The 16,140-nt window shown below is 60.4% G+C and carries 12 protein-coding genes and 1 pseudogene; 11 read left to right on the top strand and 2 right to left on the bottom strand.

Annotated elements, in window-relative coordinates:
- The first annotated feature begins 171 nt into the window (after nt 1-171).
- From VGB22_02580 to VGB22_02570, 3 genes are all read left to right on the top strand, one after another.
- Nucleotides 172-1,308: a pyridoxal phosphate-dependent aminotransferase family protein gene (locus VGB22_02580; GenBank protein HEX9750165.1), complete on the top strand. Its 1,137-nt coding sequence runs from the start codon at nt 172-174 to the stop codon at nt 1,306-1,308.
- Between the two features lie 106 nt (nt 1,309-1,414).
- Nucleotides 1,415-3,127, top strand: a complete 1,713-nt coding sequence (gene glgP, locus VGB22_02575) for an alpha-glucan family phosphorylase (protein HEX9750164.1) — start codon at nt 1,415-1,417, stop codon at nt 3,125-3,127.
- A 41-nt stretch (nt 3,128-3,168) separates the two neighbouring features.
- Complete coding sequence (locus tag VGB22_02570; protein ID HEX9750163.1) at nt 3,169-4,302, top strand: N-acetyltransferase; 1,134 nt, start codon at nt 3,169-3,171, stop codon at nt 4,300-4,302.
- Nucleotides 4,303-4,310: 8 nt separating this feature from the next.
- Here the strand turns inward: VGB22_02570 and VGB22_02565 are convergent, their stop codons facing one another.
- Nucleotides 4,311-6,251: a sialidase family protein gene (locus VGB22_02565; GenBank protein HEX9750162.1), complete on the bottom strand. Its 1,941-nt coding sequence runs from the start codon at nt 6,249-6,251 to the stop codon at nt 4,311-4,313.
- Between the two features lie 190 nt (nt 6,252-6,441).
- On the opposite strand from VGB22_02565, the gene VGB22_02560 reads away from it, so the two are divergent.
- On the top strand, nt 6,442-7,947 hold the full coding sequence (locus tag VGB22_02560; protein HEX9750161.1) for an insulinase family protein: 1,506 nt from the start codon (nt 6,442-6,444) through the stop codon (nt 7,945-7,947).
- A gap of 44 nt (nt 7,948-7,991) precedes the next feature.
- Here VGB22_02560 and VGB22_02555 read toward each other — a convergent pair.
- Nucleotides 7,992-8,918: pseudogene (locus VGB22_02555) on the bottom strand (NUDIX domain-containing protein).
- Between the two features lie 272 nt (nt 8,919-9,190).
- On the opposite strand from VGB22_02555, the gene VGB22_02550 reads away from it, so the two are divergent.
- From VGB22_02550 to VGB22_02520, 7 genes are all read left to right on the top strand, one after another.
- Nucleotides 9,191-10,399 carry a 2,3-bisphosphoglycerate-independent phosphoglycerate mutase gene (locus VGB22_02550; protein ID HEX9750160.1) on the top strand — a complete coding sequence of 403 codons (1,209 nt, stop codon included), beginning with the start codon at nt 9,191-9,193 and terminating at the stop codon, nt 10,397-10,399.
- Between the two features lie 4 nt (nt 10,400-10,403).
- On the top strand, nt 10,404-11,663 hold the full coding sequence (locus VGB22_02545; protein ID HEX9750159.1) for a right-handed parallel beta-helix repeat-containing protein: 1,260 nt from the start codon (nt 10,404-10,406) through the stop codon (nt 11,661-11,663).
- A gap of 119 nt (nt 11,664-11,782) precedes the next feature.
- A complete protein-coding gene (locus tag VGB22_02540; protein HEX9750158.1) occupies nt 11,783-12,601 on the top strand; it encodes a prohibitin family protein in 819 nt (272 codons plus the stop codon).
- Nucleotides 12,602-12,613: 12 nt separating this feature from the next.
- Complete coding sequence (locus VGB22_02535; protein HEX9750157.1) at nt 12,614-12,841, top strand: inorganic diphosphatase; 228 nt, start codon at nt 12,614-12,616, stop codon at nt 12,839-12,841.
- A 430-nt stretch (nt 12,842-13,271) separates the two neighbouring features.
- Nucleotides 13,272-14,132 (top strand): 3-hydroxybutyryl-CoA dehydrogenase, encoded by an 861-nt coding sequence (locus VGB22_02530; GenBank protein ID HEX9750156.1) that lies wholly within the window; start codon nt 13,272-13,274, stop codon nt 14,130-14,132.
- Between the two features lie 17 nt (nt 14,133-14,149).
- Nucleotides 14,150-14,935, top strand: coding sequence for an enoyl-CoA hydratase-related protein (locus VGB22_02525; protein ID HEX9750155.1), 786 nt, complete (start codon nt 14,150-14,152; stop codon nt 14,933-14,935).
- 26 nt (nt 14,936-14,961) lie between these two features.
- The gene (locus tag VGB22_02520) at nt 14,962-16,128 is read left to right on the top strand and encodes an acyl-CoA dehydrogenase family protein (GenBank protein HEX9750154.1); all 1,167 of its coding nucleotides are present in this window, start codon (nt 14,962-14,964) and stop codon (nt 16,126-16,128) included.
- Nucleotides 16,129-16,140: the final 12 nt, after the last annotated feature.

The raw sequence follows: 16,140 nt of genomic DNA, 5'->3' as shown, positions 1-16,140 counted from the left end.
ACGGGGCCAGCCGACTTCCGAGAGAGTCGTAACCCGCGCCAACCGAACAAGTTGGACGCCCAGACAATCAAACTACGGAACGCGCTCTTGGCAATCCCGAAGGCAGACACGCAGTCGGTCGCGACTGATCTCTTTGAGAAATGCCGCGAGTTTCAGACTGCCCGCGAAGTCATGGCGATGGGGATTTATCCCTATTTCCGCGTGATCCAATCGGCTCCGGGCACAGTAGTGACGGTCGATGGGCAGGAACTGCTCATGATCGGGTCGAACAACTATCTCGGGCTGACCAACCACCCCAAAGTTGTCGAAGCGGCCGCGGACGCCGCCCGCAAATTCGGCTCGGGGTGCACCGGGTCGCGGTTTCTCAACGGGACGCTCGAATTGCATGTGCAGCTTGAGGAGCGGCTCGCGCAGTTTATGAAGCGCCCGGCCGCGCTGGTCTTCTCTACCGGGTTTCAGACCAATCTCGGCACCATCTCGTGCCTGGTCGGACGCACCGACACGATCTTCGCCGATCGCGCCAACCACGCGTCGCTGGTCGACGGTTGCCGCCTCTCGTTCGGCAAAACAGTCAAATTCGCGCACAATGATATGGCCGACTTGGGCCGTCTGCTGCAATCCACGCCCAACGGCGGCGGTCGGCTGATCGTGGTCGATGGGGTTTTCTCGATGGAAGGGGACATAACCGACCTGCCGTCGATCGTGCGCCTGGCACGCCAGCATGGGGCGCGGGTCATGGTCGACGATGCGCATGCCGTCGGCGTCCTGGGCTCTGGCGGTCGCGGCACGGCCGAGCATTTCAACCTGATCGATCAGACGGATTTGGTGATGGGCACGTTTTCGAAGTCGTTCGCGTCGCTGGGCGGATTCATCGCCGGGGATGAGGACGTCATCCATTTTATCAAGCATTTCTCGCGCGAATTGATATTCTCCGCATCGATGCCGCCCGCATCTGTGGCGGCCTGTCTCGCCGCGCTGGACATCATCGAGAGCGAACCGGAGCGCCGCCAACGGCTTTGGGAGATCACCCGGCGCATGCACCGCGAATTTCGCGGTCTCGGATTCAATATCGGCCCGACACAGACACCGATCATTCCGGTGATGATCGGTGAGGATTTGCAGACATTTCGATTCTGGCGCGCGCTGACCGAGCGCGGAATTTTCGCCAATCCGATTGTCTCACCGGCCGTTCCCAAGGGCAGCTCGCTGATTCGGACTTCTTATACCGCGACCCATACCGACGAGCAGCTTGATTTTGTGATTGCGACGTTTGCAGAACTCGGCAAACAGTTCGGTGTGATTTCATAGGTCAGTTCCCCGACATTGTTTACTTGCGCCTCCCCATACCGTGTGCAACGGTCTCCGCGGGAGGCGCTGAAGATGCGATCGATCGCCGAAGACTATAAGCAGAGACATGACAACGACTAAATCGACACCGATGGGGAGGACCGTGGGGCCGCAACAGACACCGGTCGCTTACTTCTCCATGGAGATTGCTCTGGAAAGCGACATTCCGACCTACAGCGGCGGGCTGGGTGTGCTGGCCGGCGATACGTTGCGCGCCGCCGCAGACCTGGAATTCCCCATGGTCGGGGTGACACTCGTCTATCGCGCCGGCCACTTTCGTCAGCACCTCGACGAACACGGAAATCAAACAGAGGAGCCGGAGCGCTGGGACCCGGGTGACCGTCTGCCGGCGGTGTCGGCCCAGGCATCGATCACGCTCGAAGGGAGACGGGTCCGCATCCGTGCCTGGCCGTATCTCATTCGCGGAGCATCGGGCTTCGGCATCCCGGTCTACCTTCTGGACACCGATGACTCAAGCAACGCCCCCGAGCATCGCGGACTGACGGATCATCTGTACGGCGGCGACGAGCGATACCGATTGTGTCAGGAGGCGATTCTCGGTATCGGCGGTGTGCGGCTATTGCATGCCGTCGGATATACGCAGATCCAGACGTACCACATGAATGAGGGTCACTCGGCCCTGCTGGGGCTGGGATTGCTGTCGCATCAGGAGACCGACTTCGATGCGGCTCGGGCCCAAGTAAAGAAACGGTGTGTCTTCACAACCCACACGCCGGTTTCGGCGGGACATGACCGCTTTGGAATGGACGTGGTACGTCGGATTGCCGGCGATGACGTGGCCGAGCAGATCACCCACATTGGAGGGTGTGAAGACGGCAAGCTGAACATGACCCGTCTGGCGCTGAAATGTTCGCGTTTTGCCAACGCGGTCGCGGCGCGCCACGCGCAGATTTCACGCTCCATGTTCCCCGAGCATTCCATTGTCGGGATCACCAATGGTGTTCATGCCGGCACCTGGGTCGCCGCGCCGTTTCAGAAATTGTTCGATCGATACATCCCCGGCTGGCACCGCCAGGTTCAAAGCTTGCGCCACGCCGTGACGATTCCAGTGCCGGACATTGCGCAGGCGCATCGTCTCGCTAAGGAGCGATTGATTGAGACGGTCACTCGAAAAGTCGGCGTCAATCTCAATCCCGATGTGTTGACGTTGGGGTTTGCGCGGCGCGCCACCTCATACAAGCGTGCCAATCTGATTCTGTCGCAGCCCGACCGGCTGCGAGAGATCGCCTCGAAACATCCGCTCCAGGTCATATTCGCCGGTAAAGCCCATCCCAAAGACGAGGGCGGCAAGGAATTGATTCGTGCGATCTTCCGCAACGCATCGGAATTGAAAGACATGGTCACCATCGTGTATCTCCCAAACTACGACATGGCCCTGGCGCACGAACTCTGCGCCGGAGTCGATTTGTGGGTCAATACGCCGCAGCGGCCCAAGGAAGCCTCCGGTACCAGCGGCATGAAGGCGGCACTCAATGGAGTGCCGTCGCTCAGTATTCTGGATGGTTGGTGGATCGAAGGACACGTCGAGGGAGTGACCGGATGGTCGATCGGGGAATCGTGGGAGCCACAATCGAGTGATGGTGACGATGCCGACGCATTGTACTACAAACTTGATCGGATTGCCCGGTTGTTCCATACCGATCAGGACGGCTATACCGCTATCGGTCGAAACGCGATCTCACTGAACGGGGCGCACTTCAATGCGCAACGCATGCTGGAGCAGTACATTCGTTCGGCGTACATCGTCCCCGCCGACTGACCCGACGCGGTGATGGCGGGTATCCCGACGGCGCAAACGCGATGAGCAGCATCTCCGTTCGCCCGGTCAAAACAGCCGGCGACAGGCGCACCTTCCGGCGGCTCCCGGAGCGTTTGTACCGTGACGACCCCCATTGGGTCTGTCCCCTGCGCATGGAGCGCCGGGACTTTTTCGACCAAGCCAAAAACCCGTTCTTCGCGGATGCCGAAGTCGAATTGTTCCTGGCGGAACACGATGGACGGGCGGTCGGGCGCATCAGCGCGCACATCTACCCCGCGCACAACCGCACGCACAACGAGAAGACCGGATTCTTCGGATTCTTCGATTGCGAGTTGGAATATGACATCGCCGCCACATTGTGGGACTCGGCTCGCGCTTGGCTGGCGCAACGCGGAATGAAACGCATGCGGGGGCCCGCGAATTTCACGACCAACCACGAAGTGGGAATGCTCATCGATGGATTCGACCGTCCGCCGATGGTCATGATGCCCTACAATCTGTCGAAGTACCCTGAATTTGCCGAGCGCTACGGCTTTGCCAAGGCGATGGACCTGTACGCCTATCTTGCCCAGGACAGCACGCCCCTACCCGAACGCGTCGTACGCATTGTCGAGCGGATCCGCGCTCGCTCGGGAGTTGTGGTTCGACCAATCAGAATGAGACAATTCGATGAAGAAGTCCGAACGATCAAGGCGATTTATGATGCCGCGTGGGCGCCGAATTGGGGCTTCGTGCCGATGACGGAAGAAGAGTTCTTCCACATGGCCAAAGACTTAAAGATGATTGTCGACCCGCGAATCGTGCTCGTCGCCACAGTCGATGGCAGGCCGGTCGGTTTCTCATTGGCGCTCCCTGATATTAATCAGGTCCTGATCCGGCTGCACGGACGTCTGTTTCCATTCGGACTGCTGAAGCTCGTATGGTGGACGAAGATTCAGAGGCGAATCGATCAAATGCGTGTGTTGGCGATGGGGATTCTCCCCGAGTATCACGGACGCGGCATCGATCAGTTGCTGCACTTCGAAACACGTCAGCGCGGCGTCGCGGCCGGGTACCACACAGCGGAACTGTCCTGGGTGCTGGAGACCAACACCCTGATGAAGGCGGTCAGCGAATCGTTGGGACATAGTCGCTACAAGAAGACGTACCGGATTTACGATCTGCCGCTCCCGTGAGTTTTCGGTCACTGGGCACAGGGATCGCAGAAGGTCGTTTGCGGCTCGGCGTTTCGGAACGCCACATCGACCAGTCCCACCACATCAAAGACATTCGTCACGTTATTGCAGTTGATGTCCGTGTCTTCGCGCGGGCAACTGGGATCAGGGTCGAGGATCGGCGGCGCGTTGCGGAATGCGACATCGACGCCGGCGACGACGTCGAAAACATTCGTGATCGCGTCGCAGGCGGGATCGGCAAAACAATCGCAGCCGCAAAACGGCCCGACCTCGAATGTCCAGACTGCCGAGTATGCTGAGGAATCACCGGCCGGGTCGACCGCGCGCATCCGCCAGTAATGCAGTCCCTGGTCGAGCATGTCGCCCGCAAAGCTGTGGCCGACAATCCCATCATGGCGTACGACGCCGCCCGCAAACGTCGGATCCGTCGAGTATTCCAGAATATAGGTCAAATCGGCGTCATAGATCGAATAGTCGTCCCACTCAAACAGTGTCGATTGTGGAATCAGGTCGGCGCCGTCGACAGGCGATTGATGCCGTGGCGGGAACAGCCGCAGCGGCATGTTCGCCGCGTAGACGTCCTGGTTGCCGTTGCGGGTATCGGTAAACACAAGGGTCGCGCGAAGCCGCGAACTGGTCAGCCCGATATATTCGCCGATCAGCCCGGCCTGCGGGCTTTGCAACTCGCCGGGACGATCGGGATCGTAAGGTTCAACAATCCCCGGTTGTCCGTCTTTCGCCAAGCCGGGAGCTGCATCAAACGGGGATGAGGAGATGTCGGAGACGCGTTGATCGGGGGTCCAGGTGTCGCCGCCGTCGAACGAGTGTGTGATCCACAAGTCGAAGATCAGATTGTTCGGGTCAAGACGCCGATCATAGAAGGCGACCGAGACCACACCGTCGGGATTGACGGTTGTCCATGGATGGAATTGGTCGGCCCCATTGCTTACCGGGTCGTCATTGATCCGCTGCGGCGTCGACCAGGTGTCGCCGCCGTCGACCGATTTCGTAAAGAGCAGGTCCAGCGCACCGTCGACGGCAATGTCTGAATACGCACAGTAATAGTTGCCGTCAAATGGCCCGCCGGTGATGTCGGAGGCCAGCGCCGGATACGCGAAGACGAGAATGTTGCCGGGAATGATCGTCGAGAAAACTCCGGTCGGCTGCATCAGCCGGTCTGCGCCGAACGTCACGCCTTCGTCGAACGACAGATCGTAACGAATTCCAGCCGAGCTTGCCCAGGCGACCAGCACCGTGCCATTGGTACCGACGACGGGAGTCGGCCACTGCAGACCATTGCTGATGTCGGAGACTCGCACCGCCGGTCCGAATCCCACTCCATCTGTCGATGACACGCAGTAAATGTCAGCCACTGTACCGAACCGCGTCCATGCGACATAGAGGTTGCCGTCTGTGGGGCCACCGGTATTATCGATTGCCATCAGCTCTTTGTCTTCAAACGGCGGGTCTTGTTCTTCGGACGGGTGATCGATGGCCGGAATGGAGGCGAGGAAGCTCAACCCGGAATCGACAGAAAACGGCATCCACAACCCGTTGGCGGCACTGAATTCGTCAAACGACAATATGATTGAGTAGAAAACACCGTTCGAGCCGGCGACAATGCCGGGATCGGAATCGCGATTGTAGGGAGTGGCGGGGATCAATCCGCCCTCAGTCCATGTGCTGCCGCCGTCGTGCGAGTATCCCCAGCCCACCTGCCGGAAACCGATACGGAAATCGCGCCACACGGCCACGAGATTGTCGGGATTGGTCGGATCGACCGCGACCTGCTCCTCATTCTGAAGCTGCGTGGTCAGATCGGTATTGATCTTTATATTTGGCGGCTGCTCCGATGAAACGTCAAACCACATCGGCAGATCGGTCGCCGTTGTCTGCGCAAACCCGCTCGTAGGCGTCAGCAGGACAAGACTGGCAAGAGAGATTGCCAACAGAATTAACGCACCACGAACGCATTGGCATGTTTGCATTGGGATATACTCCCTGTCAGAAGTCTGATGTTTTTCGGCTGGAGAGACTGACGATGAGGTAATCAATACTCCCTTGTCCGGACCAAAGATAGCGCCATATTGGGCCATTGCAAGCGGTTTGATTGTCTGAATCGTCTGCATGATGGCTGACATGTTGAATCTGACACAATTCCGTCGACCGATGCTGGCGATAATCGTATCTCTGGCCGCGATCTCGTTATCAATTACAAGCCCCCACTCGGCACAAGGGGCGCTCGTCATCGTTCCGGACTCATCCGCCGACTCGGTCTGGGTGCGGGTGATGTTCCCGGTCGGTAGCGCCGAGGACCCCCCCGGCCGTGAGGGATTGGCGCATTTTTCAATGCTGGGATTGCATCGCGGCAGCAGTGCCTACGCAGCGGCTGCAGTCGCCGATTCGCTCAAGCGCTGGGGCGCATCGATGCGGTCTCAGGTGGGCCGTGAAACGATCACGATCGACGGCAGCTGCCCCAATAACCGCTGGCCGGCGTTTTCCAGCATGTTGGTCGATCTGATCACGCGACCGGTCTACGATCCGTTCGACAACGCGCTGAACATCCGAGACCATTTACGCGACCTGCAGACGTTGCGCGACGATGACCGTTCGCTGGCGCGAGCGGCACTGGAGTATTGGATCTATCGGCCGGGACCGTATGCGCTGCCGCCGGCGGGACGCGACGGCACGGCGCGCTTGCTGCGTCGAGATGACGCGATTGAATTCTGGCGGGATCACTTCGGCAAATCCAATCTGATGGTCGGCCTGGCCGGTCCCATCGACCTCGCATCGGCGGGGACATTCGAGGCTACGATAAGATCGAAGCTGCACGGCGAGGCTTTCGTGCCACGACGCCGCGTACCGACCGCGTCGGTCGATGGACTCACCCTGTACCTCATCGAGCGTCCCGGCACGGAAGACGTTCGCATAGCCATCGGCGCTCCGGTCGACTGCGGCATCGCTGATTCATCGCTGTGGCCGCTGTATGTGGGTGTCTCGACACTGGGAGGAATCCGTGGCCGATTGACCGGCCCGCTTGTTGAGCTGCGCGCCATCTGCTCCGGATTGAATGTCGAGCTGGCGTATGCGCCATTGGTCGGACGGCCGATCCTCGATACCGACGATCATAGTCATCAGCGCCCCTTGTTCATAGTCGAGACAGAGACAGTCACGACGAATGCGACCTTTGCGCTGCACATCGCATTGATCGAATTGGCGCGCGTGCTCGAGCGCGGCCCGACCGATGCCGACATCGCCCGGGCCAAGGAACAATTGAGGAAACGATTGGGACACCCGGAACGGCTGCGGAATTCGGCGCACCATCGCATGCTCACGCGGTTGGAATCGTACCGGCTGACGGTGACTGATGACTCGTTGGCGGCCCGGATTGCCGAAGTCGAGCCGGGAGCAGTGCGTGACGCGATGGTGGAGCACCTCTCCGCCAATAATATGCTCATTGTCATGACGGTTCCTGATGCCAACGCCCTCGCGCGGCAACTGCTCGATCAGAAACTGACCTACACCTATCCCCCGGCGGTCTCGATTCGCGCGTTGCGTGAGGAAGACAATCGATACCTCTCGGAACGGCTGCCGTGGAGTCCGAGCCGTGTGCGGGTCGTCCCCGCGGAAGAGATGTTCCGCTGACGGCGCCGTCCGTTCTCTTCAACGGCGATAGACGCTACGATCTTCCGGTTCGCCGACGGAAACGAGTATCGCGTCAGTGTCCCGGGGGTAACCCAGCGAAACTGTTGACATCCGAGCGCCCGGGGCGCTCCCGACCGGATGCGGCATTCGAACACCGACAGCCGGACTGCATAGTGGCTGTACGCGTGTCGGATCAGGAAGCGTCGGCAATCGACCGCGACGGTGACTCCCAGCTCCTCCTTGATTTCCCTGCGGCACGTGTCCGCCAGTGATTCATTCCCGTCGCGTTTGCCACCGGGAAACTCCCACAGACCCGGCAACAACCCGGTCGCCGGGCGTTGCGCGATCAGGATGCGTCCGTCCGACCGGCGCACGATACCGCAGGCGACCGAGACGACACGGCGGGACGGTCGGCGGACAGGCAGGCCATACGATTCGACGCGGTCGCTCGCATAGGCGACACAATCGCCTTTCAGCGGGCAGGACGGGCATTGTGGCTGTCGTGGCGTACAAACCAGCGCGCCGATTTCGATCAGGCCATCGGTCCAGAGCGAGCCCCTGCCGAGGTTCATGAGTTTCGCCAGCTCTTCGCGGAGCTTGCGTCGCAACGAGCCCGAACGCACGTCTCCGCGCAGCCCGAGCAGCCGGGCTCCGACGCGGGCGACATTGGCGTCGACCGCCGGGATGCGGGCACCAAAGCAGAAGTTGCTGACTGATGCGGCGACGTAGTCGCCCACGCCCGGCAATGCACGGAGCAAATCGTAGTCGGATGGAAAGCGACCGTTGTGCCGGTCGCGCATCAGACGTGCGGCTTGGTGCAAAAAACGGGCACGGTGATAGTAGCCCAAACCCTCCCACTCCTTCATGACCTGCGACAGAGGCGCATCTGCCAGGGCGGCGAGCGTCGGGAATCGTCTGAGAAATCGCGGATAGCGCCTGACCGCAACCGCCACGGTAGTCTGGACCAGCATCACCTCGGAGACCCAGATGCGATACGGATCTGTGTCGCCGCGCCAGGGGAGCGTTCTCGCATTGTGCCCAAACCAGCGGCGCAGACGGCTGTAGACCGCGACGGGCGTCGGCGATTGCTTTCTTCGGGTTGCGGGAACGGACACGGAACGCGAATGTAGTCGGGACCGGCGGTCGTGTTCAACGTCGATCTAACGACGGTTGCTGATGAAATGCGACTGGAACGCAGACCGCAGACCGCTTATGGTTGATGCAACCGGACCGTCAACAAGACATGATCGAGCACACCGCCGAGCAGCTCATTCAGAAAAACGGGCAACGGATCGTCTTTCTGGTGCTGGATGGTCTCGGCGATTTGCCCGCAGACAATGGCATGACGCCGTTGGAGGCGGCACGCAAACCGAACATCAACGCGCTGCTGCCGCACTCGGCAACCGGCCTCTTCGATCCGGTCGAGCCGGGGATTACTCCGGGGTCGGGCCCCGGCCATCTGGGGCTGTTCGGCTACGACCCGCGCCGTCACCCGATCGGACGCGGAGTGCTCGAGGCGCTGGGGATCGATTTCCCGCTGGGCGACGACGATGTCGCCGCGCGTTTTAACTTCTGCACTCTCGACGCCCGGCGGCACATCATCGACCGCCGCGCGGGGCGCATCAGCGATGATGATAATTGCCGATTGGTGGACAAGCTGAGCGCCGGGCTGAAGTTCGATGCCCCGGTCGAAGTCATGGTCCGCAGCGTCTCTGAACACCGTGGCCTCGTTGTGCTGCGCGGCAAGAATTTGGGCGGCGATGTCGCCGACACCGATCCGCAGACAACCGGCGTCGCGCCGTTGGATGCTGAAGCCGGCGACACAGACTCACGAACCACGGCGCTGTATCTCAATGACTTTGTCAGACAGGTTGAAATGATTCTCAGGGACGAGACGCGGGCCAACGGGCTGCTCTTGCGCGGCATCGACAAGCAACCCCAGATTGCGCGGATGGGCGAGCGTTTCGGTATCAACGCCGCCGCGATTGCGACCTATCCGATGTACCGCGGCATCGCGCGGCTGGTCGGCATGACGGTGCTCGACCCGCCGAAGGATGTCCCTTCGACTATGAGAGCGGCGGGCGACGCGCCGGGAGAGTTCGACTATCTCTTCGTGCATGTCAAGGGAACGGACAAAGCTGGGGAAGACGGCGACTTCGACCGCAAGGTCGCAGTGATCGAGGAAGTTGACAGGCACTTGCCTGACTTGATGAAATGCAACCCGGAAGTTCTGGTGATAACCGGCGATCATTCGACGCCGGTGAAACTGAAGGCGCATTCGTGGCATCCGGTCCCGGCGCTGCTTTACGCACCCGCCACGGTACGTCATGACCGCTCGACGCAGTTCGGAGAGCGTGCCTGCCAGGTCGGCGGACTCGGGCGACTGCCGATGCGGCAACTCTTGCCGATTGCTTTGGCCCATGCGCAGAAATTGGCCAAGTTCGGGGCGTAGCATCGTGAATCGTCTGCTGCCCCTCAAACTGCTTGGACCGGCCCTTGCCGTCGTCGCGCTCGTCACGCTTTCGGCACATGCCGCGATGGTGGCGGTCACGCAGGATATTCAGGCCGCGATTCAGTCCGCCCGACTCGGCGACACTCTCATTCTCGCCCCCGGCACTTACGAAGCCATACCGGTCGAATTCGTCGACTCGCTCTGCGGCAACTGCGCGGAGCACCGCACGGCGCATCGCGCCTCCTATGGGTTTCTCGTGCGCGGCAAATCGCTGTGGATCGTCGGCGCAGGGCCGGATCAGACGATCCTCGTTACCGGGGCGGGGTACGGCGTCTTCTTCGATGATTGCGGCGAAGCGGGCATTTCCAATCTCACGATCACCGGCGGCATCCGCGACACCTGCGGCATGGCGACGGATGCGGCAATTGTCGCGCGCAACACACGGCTGACTGTCTCAAACTGTCTGATACGCGACAACACCGAGTATCCCGACTCGATCATCGTCGGGATCGGCGGGATTATGGGACGCGAGGGCGCCGAGCTCTACATCGTCAACAACCGGATTATCAACAACACCTGGGACGGCGTGGCCCTGTACCGCGGCGCGAGCGCGACGATCATCGACAATGAGATCCGCACGGGGCGGGGCGCCGGGATCGGGATCACCTGGGATGCGACCGCGACCGTCTTCCGTAACCGTGTCTCACACTTTTGGAAGGGGATCGGCTCCTTCGGGGCGACGCGCGTGATCTGCCACAACAATCTCGTCTTCGACAATCTCGGCTGGGGGATCATCGCCACCGGGACATCCTATATGGATTGCGCCAACAATCTGATCTTCCGCAACGGCAACTGCGGCTTCGGGCTGTGGGGTCCTGAGGTGCACGGTCGACTGACCAACAACGTCATCGCCTGCAACGGCTGGAAGGACCAATGGGTCTGCCCGCCGGTGGGCGTGTGGAACTACGGCCACCCATTGCAGATGCCGATGACGCACAATGTCCTGTGGGAAAACGTCGAGGGCGACTGGCGCGACATGCCTGATTACACCGATGAGCACGGCAACGTGCATGTCGATCCGTTGTGGGACACGCTGACGTTTTTTCCGCAGCCCGGATCACCACTCATCGACAACGGCAACGCTGAATGCAGTGATCCCGACGGGACACCATCGGACATCGGCATCTACGGCGGCCCGCACGCATTCCGCCGATCGCTCGATGTGCCACGCACAGGACCAATCGATACCCGCAAGAAGAAATAGCGCTTGCACACCGCCTGGCTCTTCCTGACATAACCGTCATGCAATCGCGAATCACTCCGACCCACGGGGTCAGAGGGCTCGCGCCGATCACTGTTCGTCATGTCAGGGAGGGAGGACACATGAAACACCCAGAACCGAAACTGTCCAATCCGATTCGCTTGATGGTCTTGATTGTCGGATTGTCCATAATGGGCGGATGCGGCACGCAGGTCCCGGCGGGTCACCATGGCGTAAAGTATCTGCGTTTCAGCGGCGGCACCCAACTGGGCCAAATTTATGGCGAGGGGTTCCAGTGGCATTTGGTCTGGAACTCGATTAATGTCTACCAGACGCGCATCGCCGAACGGAAGGAAGACCTGACGGTGCTTTCGTCGGACGGCGCCACCATCCAGTTGGAGGTCTCCATCATCTTTCGTCCGGTCACGGAGTACATCGATTCGCTGCATGTGACCGTCGGACCGGACTACTACGATGTGATCATCGCGCCGACCCTGCGCGGCGAAGCGCGACGAATCGCGGGCCGATACACCCCCGAAGAGATCTATGCGACCCAACGCGATACCATCGCTCACGATCTGTTGGTGGCTCTGAAGGAGGAACTGACGGATCAGTTCATCACGATCGAGAATGTCATCTTTCGCAATGTCGGGCTGCCGACGCGTATCTCCGAGGCAATCAATGAAAAGCTGGCCGCCGACCAGGACGCCCAGCGGATGAAGTTCATCCTCGACCGCGAACGGCAGGAGGCCGAACGCAAACGCGTTGAGGCGCAGGGCATCGCCGACTTCCAGAAAATCGTCTCCAGTGGTCTGAATCCAATGCTGTTGCAGTGGAAAGGGATCGAGGCAACCGAGAAGCTGGCAACATCGCCGAACACCAAGATCGTTGTGGTCGGCAATACCAAGGATGGACTACCGTTGATACTGGGCGGGCAATGAGGGCCCGCCGTCATGTCGCATCCCTGGCACGATCTGGCCACGTGCCCAACCGGCGACCCGTCGCTGTTAGCAGCGGTGATCGAGAATCCCAAGGGCTCCAAGGTCAAATCCGGGCTGGATAAGACGACCGGGCTGTTGCCGGTGGATCGCATCCTGCACAGCCCGGTGCTGTATCCGGCCCACTATGGATTCATTCTCCGGACGTTTTGCCTCGATGATGATCCGCGCGACACGATGTGACTGGCGACCGAGGCAGTGGCGCCGACGACGGTCCTGATTGCGCGCGCCATCGACTTGATGCGCATGCGGGAAGACAGCCGCAAAGACGACAATACCATCGCCGTGGGGGTTGCCGATTACACCGACATGACCAGTTGCCGCGCCACACGAGCCGCGAAATCCGTCGATTTTTCGAGGACTGCAAGTTGCACGAAAACAAAACCGTGACGGTCGCACAATCCAAGCCGGCCCCCGATGTCCGCGCCGTGATTGCCGCTGGGGTTACGCAGGATGGCTCGGACGTCGCAGGGCCGCGGCCGAAATACGCTTAATTCAGAAGACTTTCGGCAGACCGCCGCCGCGGTTTTTGTTATCATGCGCCCCCGCTGTCATCTGCGGCGGATTGACAAGATCGTTGGCACTGTCGCATCGTGAGCAAACGGAGGGTCGCATGGCTATCAAGACAGTGGGGGTTTTGGGCTGTGGCCTGATGGGATCGGGGATCGCGCAGGTTTCCGCGCATGCCGGTTACAAAGTCATCGTGCGCGAACTGACCGATGATTTGTTTCAGCGCGGACTGGGGCGAATCAAGGGTTCGCTCGATAAGTTCGTCGAGAAGCAAAAACTGAACGCGTCGGACCGCGATGCGGCATTGGGACGCATCAAGGGGACGACCAAACTGTCGGACCTGAAGGACTGCGATTTGATCATCGAGGCGGTCGTCGAAAACTTCGAGGAGAAGACCCGACAGTACAAAGAGCTCGACAACCTCTGCCCGCCGACGACGATCTTCGCATCGAACACGTCATCGATTCCCATCGGCGACATGGCCGCCGTCACCAAACGCCGAGACCGTTTCTGCGGCATGCACTTTTTCAATCCGGTGCCGATCATGACGCTGGTCGAACTGACCCGTTCGATCGACACTTCTGACGAAACATATCGGGCGGCTAAAAGTTACGCGGAGTCATGCGGCAAAACGGTGGTCACCGCCAAGGATACGCCGGGATTCATCGTCAATCTGCTGCTGGTCCCCTACCTGCTTGATGCGGTGCGCGCGCTGGAAAACGGGGTCGCCTCGGCGGAAGACATCGACAACGGCATGAAGCTCGGCTGCGGACACCCGATGGGGCCGTTGACCCTGCTGGATTTCGTCGGCCTGGACACGACCCACTACATCGCCGAAATCATGTTTCGCGAGTTCAAGGACACGCGATACGCCTCACCGCCGCTGCTGCGACGGTTGGTTGAAGCGGGGTATCACGGTCGTAAGGCCGGACGTGGCATCTACACCTACGAGAAGAAGGCATAACGACGGGGGAGCGCATCATGCCGAATTATGAAAACATCCTCGTGGAGTGTGCGGCGCCCCTGGCGACGGTTACGATCAATCGCCCCGCGCTGCTCAATGCCCTCAACGATCAGACCATTGCCGAACTGGCCGGTGCCTTTGCGGCGTTGGAGACGGACAAAACCATCCGCGTCGTCATCCTGACCGGCGCCGGCGGGAAAGCGTTCGTGGCCGGAGCGGATATTAACGAATTGAAAATCGCTGACGTGCAGGGCGGAATCCACAAGTCGCTGCGCGGGCAAAAACTGCTGGATGCAATCGAACGCTCCCGGCTGATCGTCATTGCGGCAGTCAACGGCTTTGCGCTGGGCGGCGGCTGCGAATTGGCGATGGCCTGCGACATTCGTCTGGCGGCCGACACGGCTCGATTCGGCCAGCCGGAGGTCAATCTGGGAATCATCCCCGGTTATGGCGGCACGCAGCGTTTGCCGCGGCTGGTCGGGCGCGGCAAGGCCAAGCAATTGACCTTGACCGGCGAGATGATTTCAGCCGCCGAGGCGCATCGCATCGGATTGGTCGATGAAGTCTACGCTGCGGCGGAACTGCTCGCCAAAACCACGGACATGGCGCAGAAGATCGCCGCGAAAGGCCCTTTGGCCATTTCGACATCGAAACGGTGCATCAATTTCGGGATGAGTGTCGATCTCGCCAGCGGGTTGGAAAACGAAGCGACGCAGTTCGGGGTCATCTGCGCCAGTGAGGACAAATCCGAGGGATGCGCGGCATTCCTGGAGAAGCGTCCGCCGAATTTTAAGGGGAAGTGACCGGCGCTACGGCGCCGACAGATCCGATGGACTTTGCCCTCTCCGAAGAACACGAAGCGATCCGTCAACTCGCGCGCGACTTTGCCGAGAAGAAGCTCATCCCGCGTGCGCAGGAGTTCGACCAATCCGGCACCATCGACTTTGATTTGGCCCGGGAGATGGGCGAGACAGGGTTTCTGGGGATCATCGTGCCGGAGCAATACGGCGGCACCGGACTCGACACGCTCTCGTACGCCATCGTCCTCGAAGAGCTCGGTGCGGGCTGCGCTTCGCATTGCACGATCATCGGCGCACACAATTCACTGTTTGCGCATCCGGTCTTGTCCTTCGGAACGGAGGAACAAAAGAAGAAGTACCTTCCCCCGATCTGCTCCGGAGCGAAGTTCGGATCATTCTCACTATCGGAGCCGAACGCCGGTTCCGATGCGGCCGCCATTGAGACGGCGGCGGTGCCCGACGGCGACTCCTATGTCATCAACGGCAACAAGATCTTCGTGACCAATGGCGCCTTCGCCGACTACATCATCCTCATGGCCAAAACCGACAAGTCGGTGGGATGGCGCGGGATCAGCGCGTTCATCATTGAGAAGGACATGCCCGGCTTCGCGGTCGGGCACATCGAAGAGAAGATGGGCTTGCACGCCTCGCCGACGACGGAGTTGATCTTCACCGACATGCGTGTGCCGAAGGAGAATCTGCTCGGCCAGCCGGGGCAGGGATTCAAGGTCGCGATGGAGTCGCTGAACTCCGGTCGCATATCCGTCGGCGCGCACGCAGTCGGCATCGGCAAACGCGCTATCGATCTCGCATTGAAATATTCCAAAGAACGCAAGCAATTCGGCCAGCCGATCAGTTCGTTTCAGATGATCCAGGCGCATCTGGCGGATATGTATGCGCGCTGGTCGGCGGCCCGGTGGCTCGTGTACGAGGCCGCCTGGCGTAAAGACTCGGGCCGCGAGCACATCACGGCGGCGGCGAATGCGAAGCTGGTCGCCTCGGAAATGGCGACATTTGTCACGCATCGCGCGATCCAGATTCTCGGCGGTTATGGATATTTGCGCGAGTACGATGTCGAACGGCTCTATCGCGAAGCGCGGGTGACCGAGTTGTACGAAGGCACCTCGGAAATCCAGCGGCTGGTGATCGCTCGCAACCTGATCAAGCACGGACTGTACGACACGGTGGCGACCTGACCGGAAGCATTC

It is taken from the genome of Candidatus Zixiibacteriota bacterium, assembly GCA_036397555.1.
In the GTDB taxonomy this organism is placed as follows: Bacteria; Zixibacteria; MSB-5A5; order WJJR01; family WJJR01; genus DATKYL01.
Note: the sequence above shows the minus strand (reverse complement) of the source record. Positions and strands in the feature narration are given on the sequence as shown.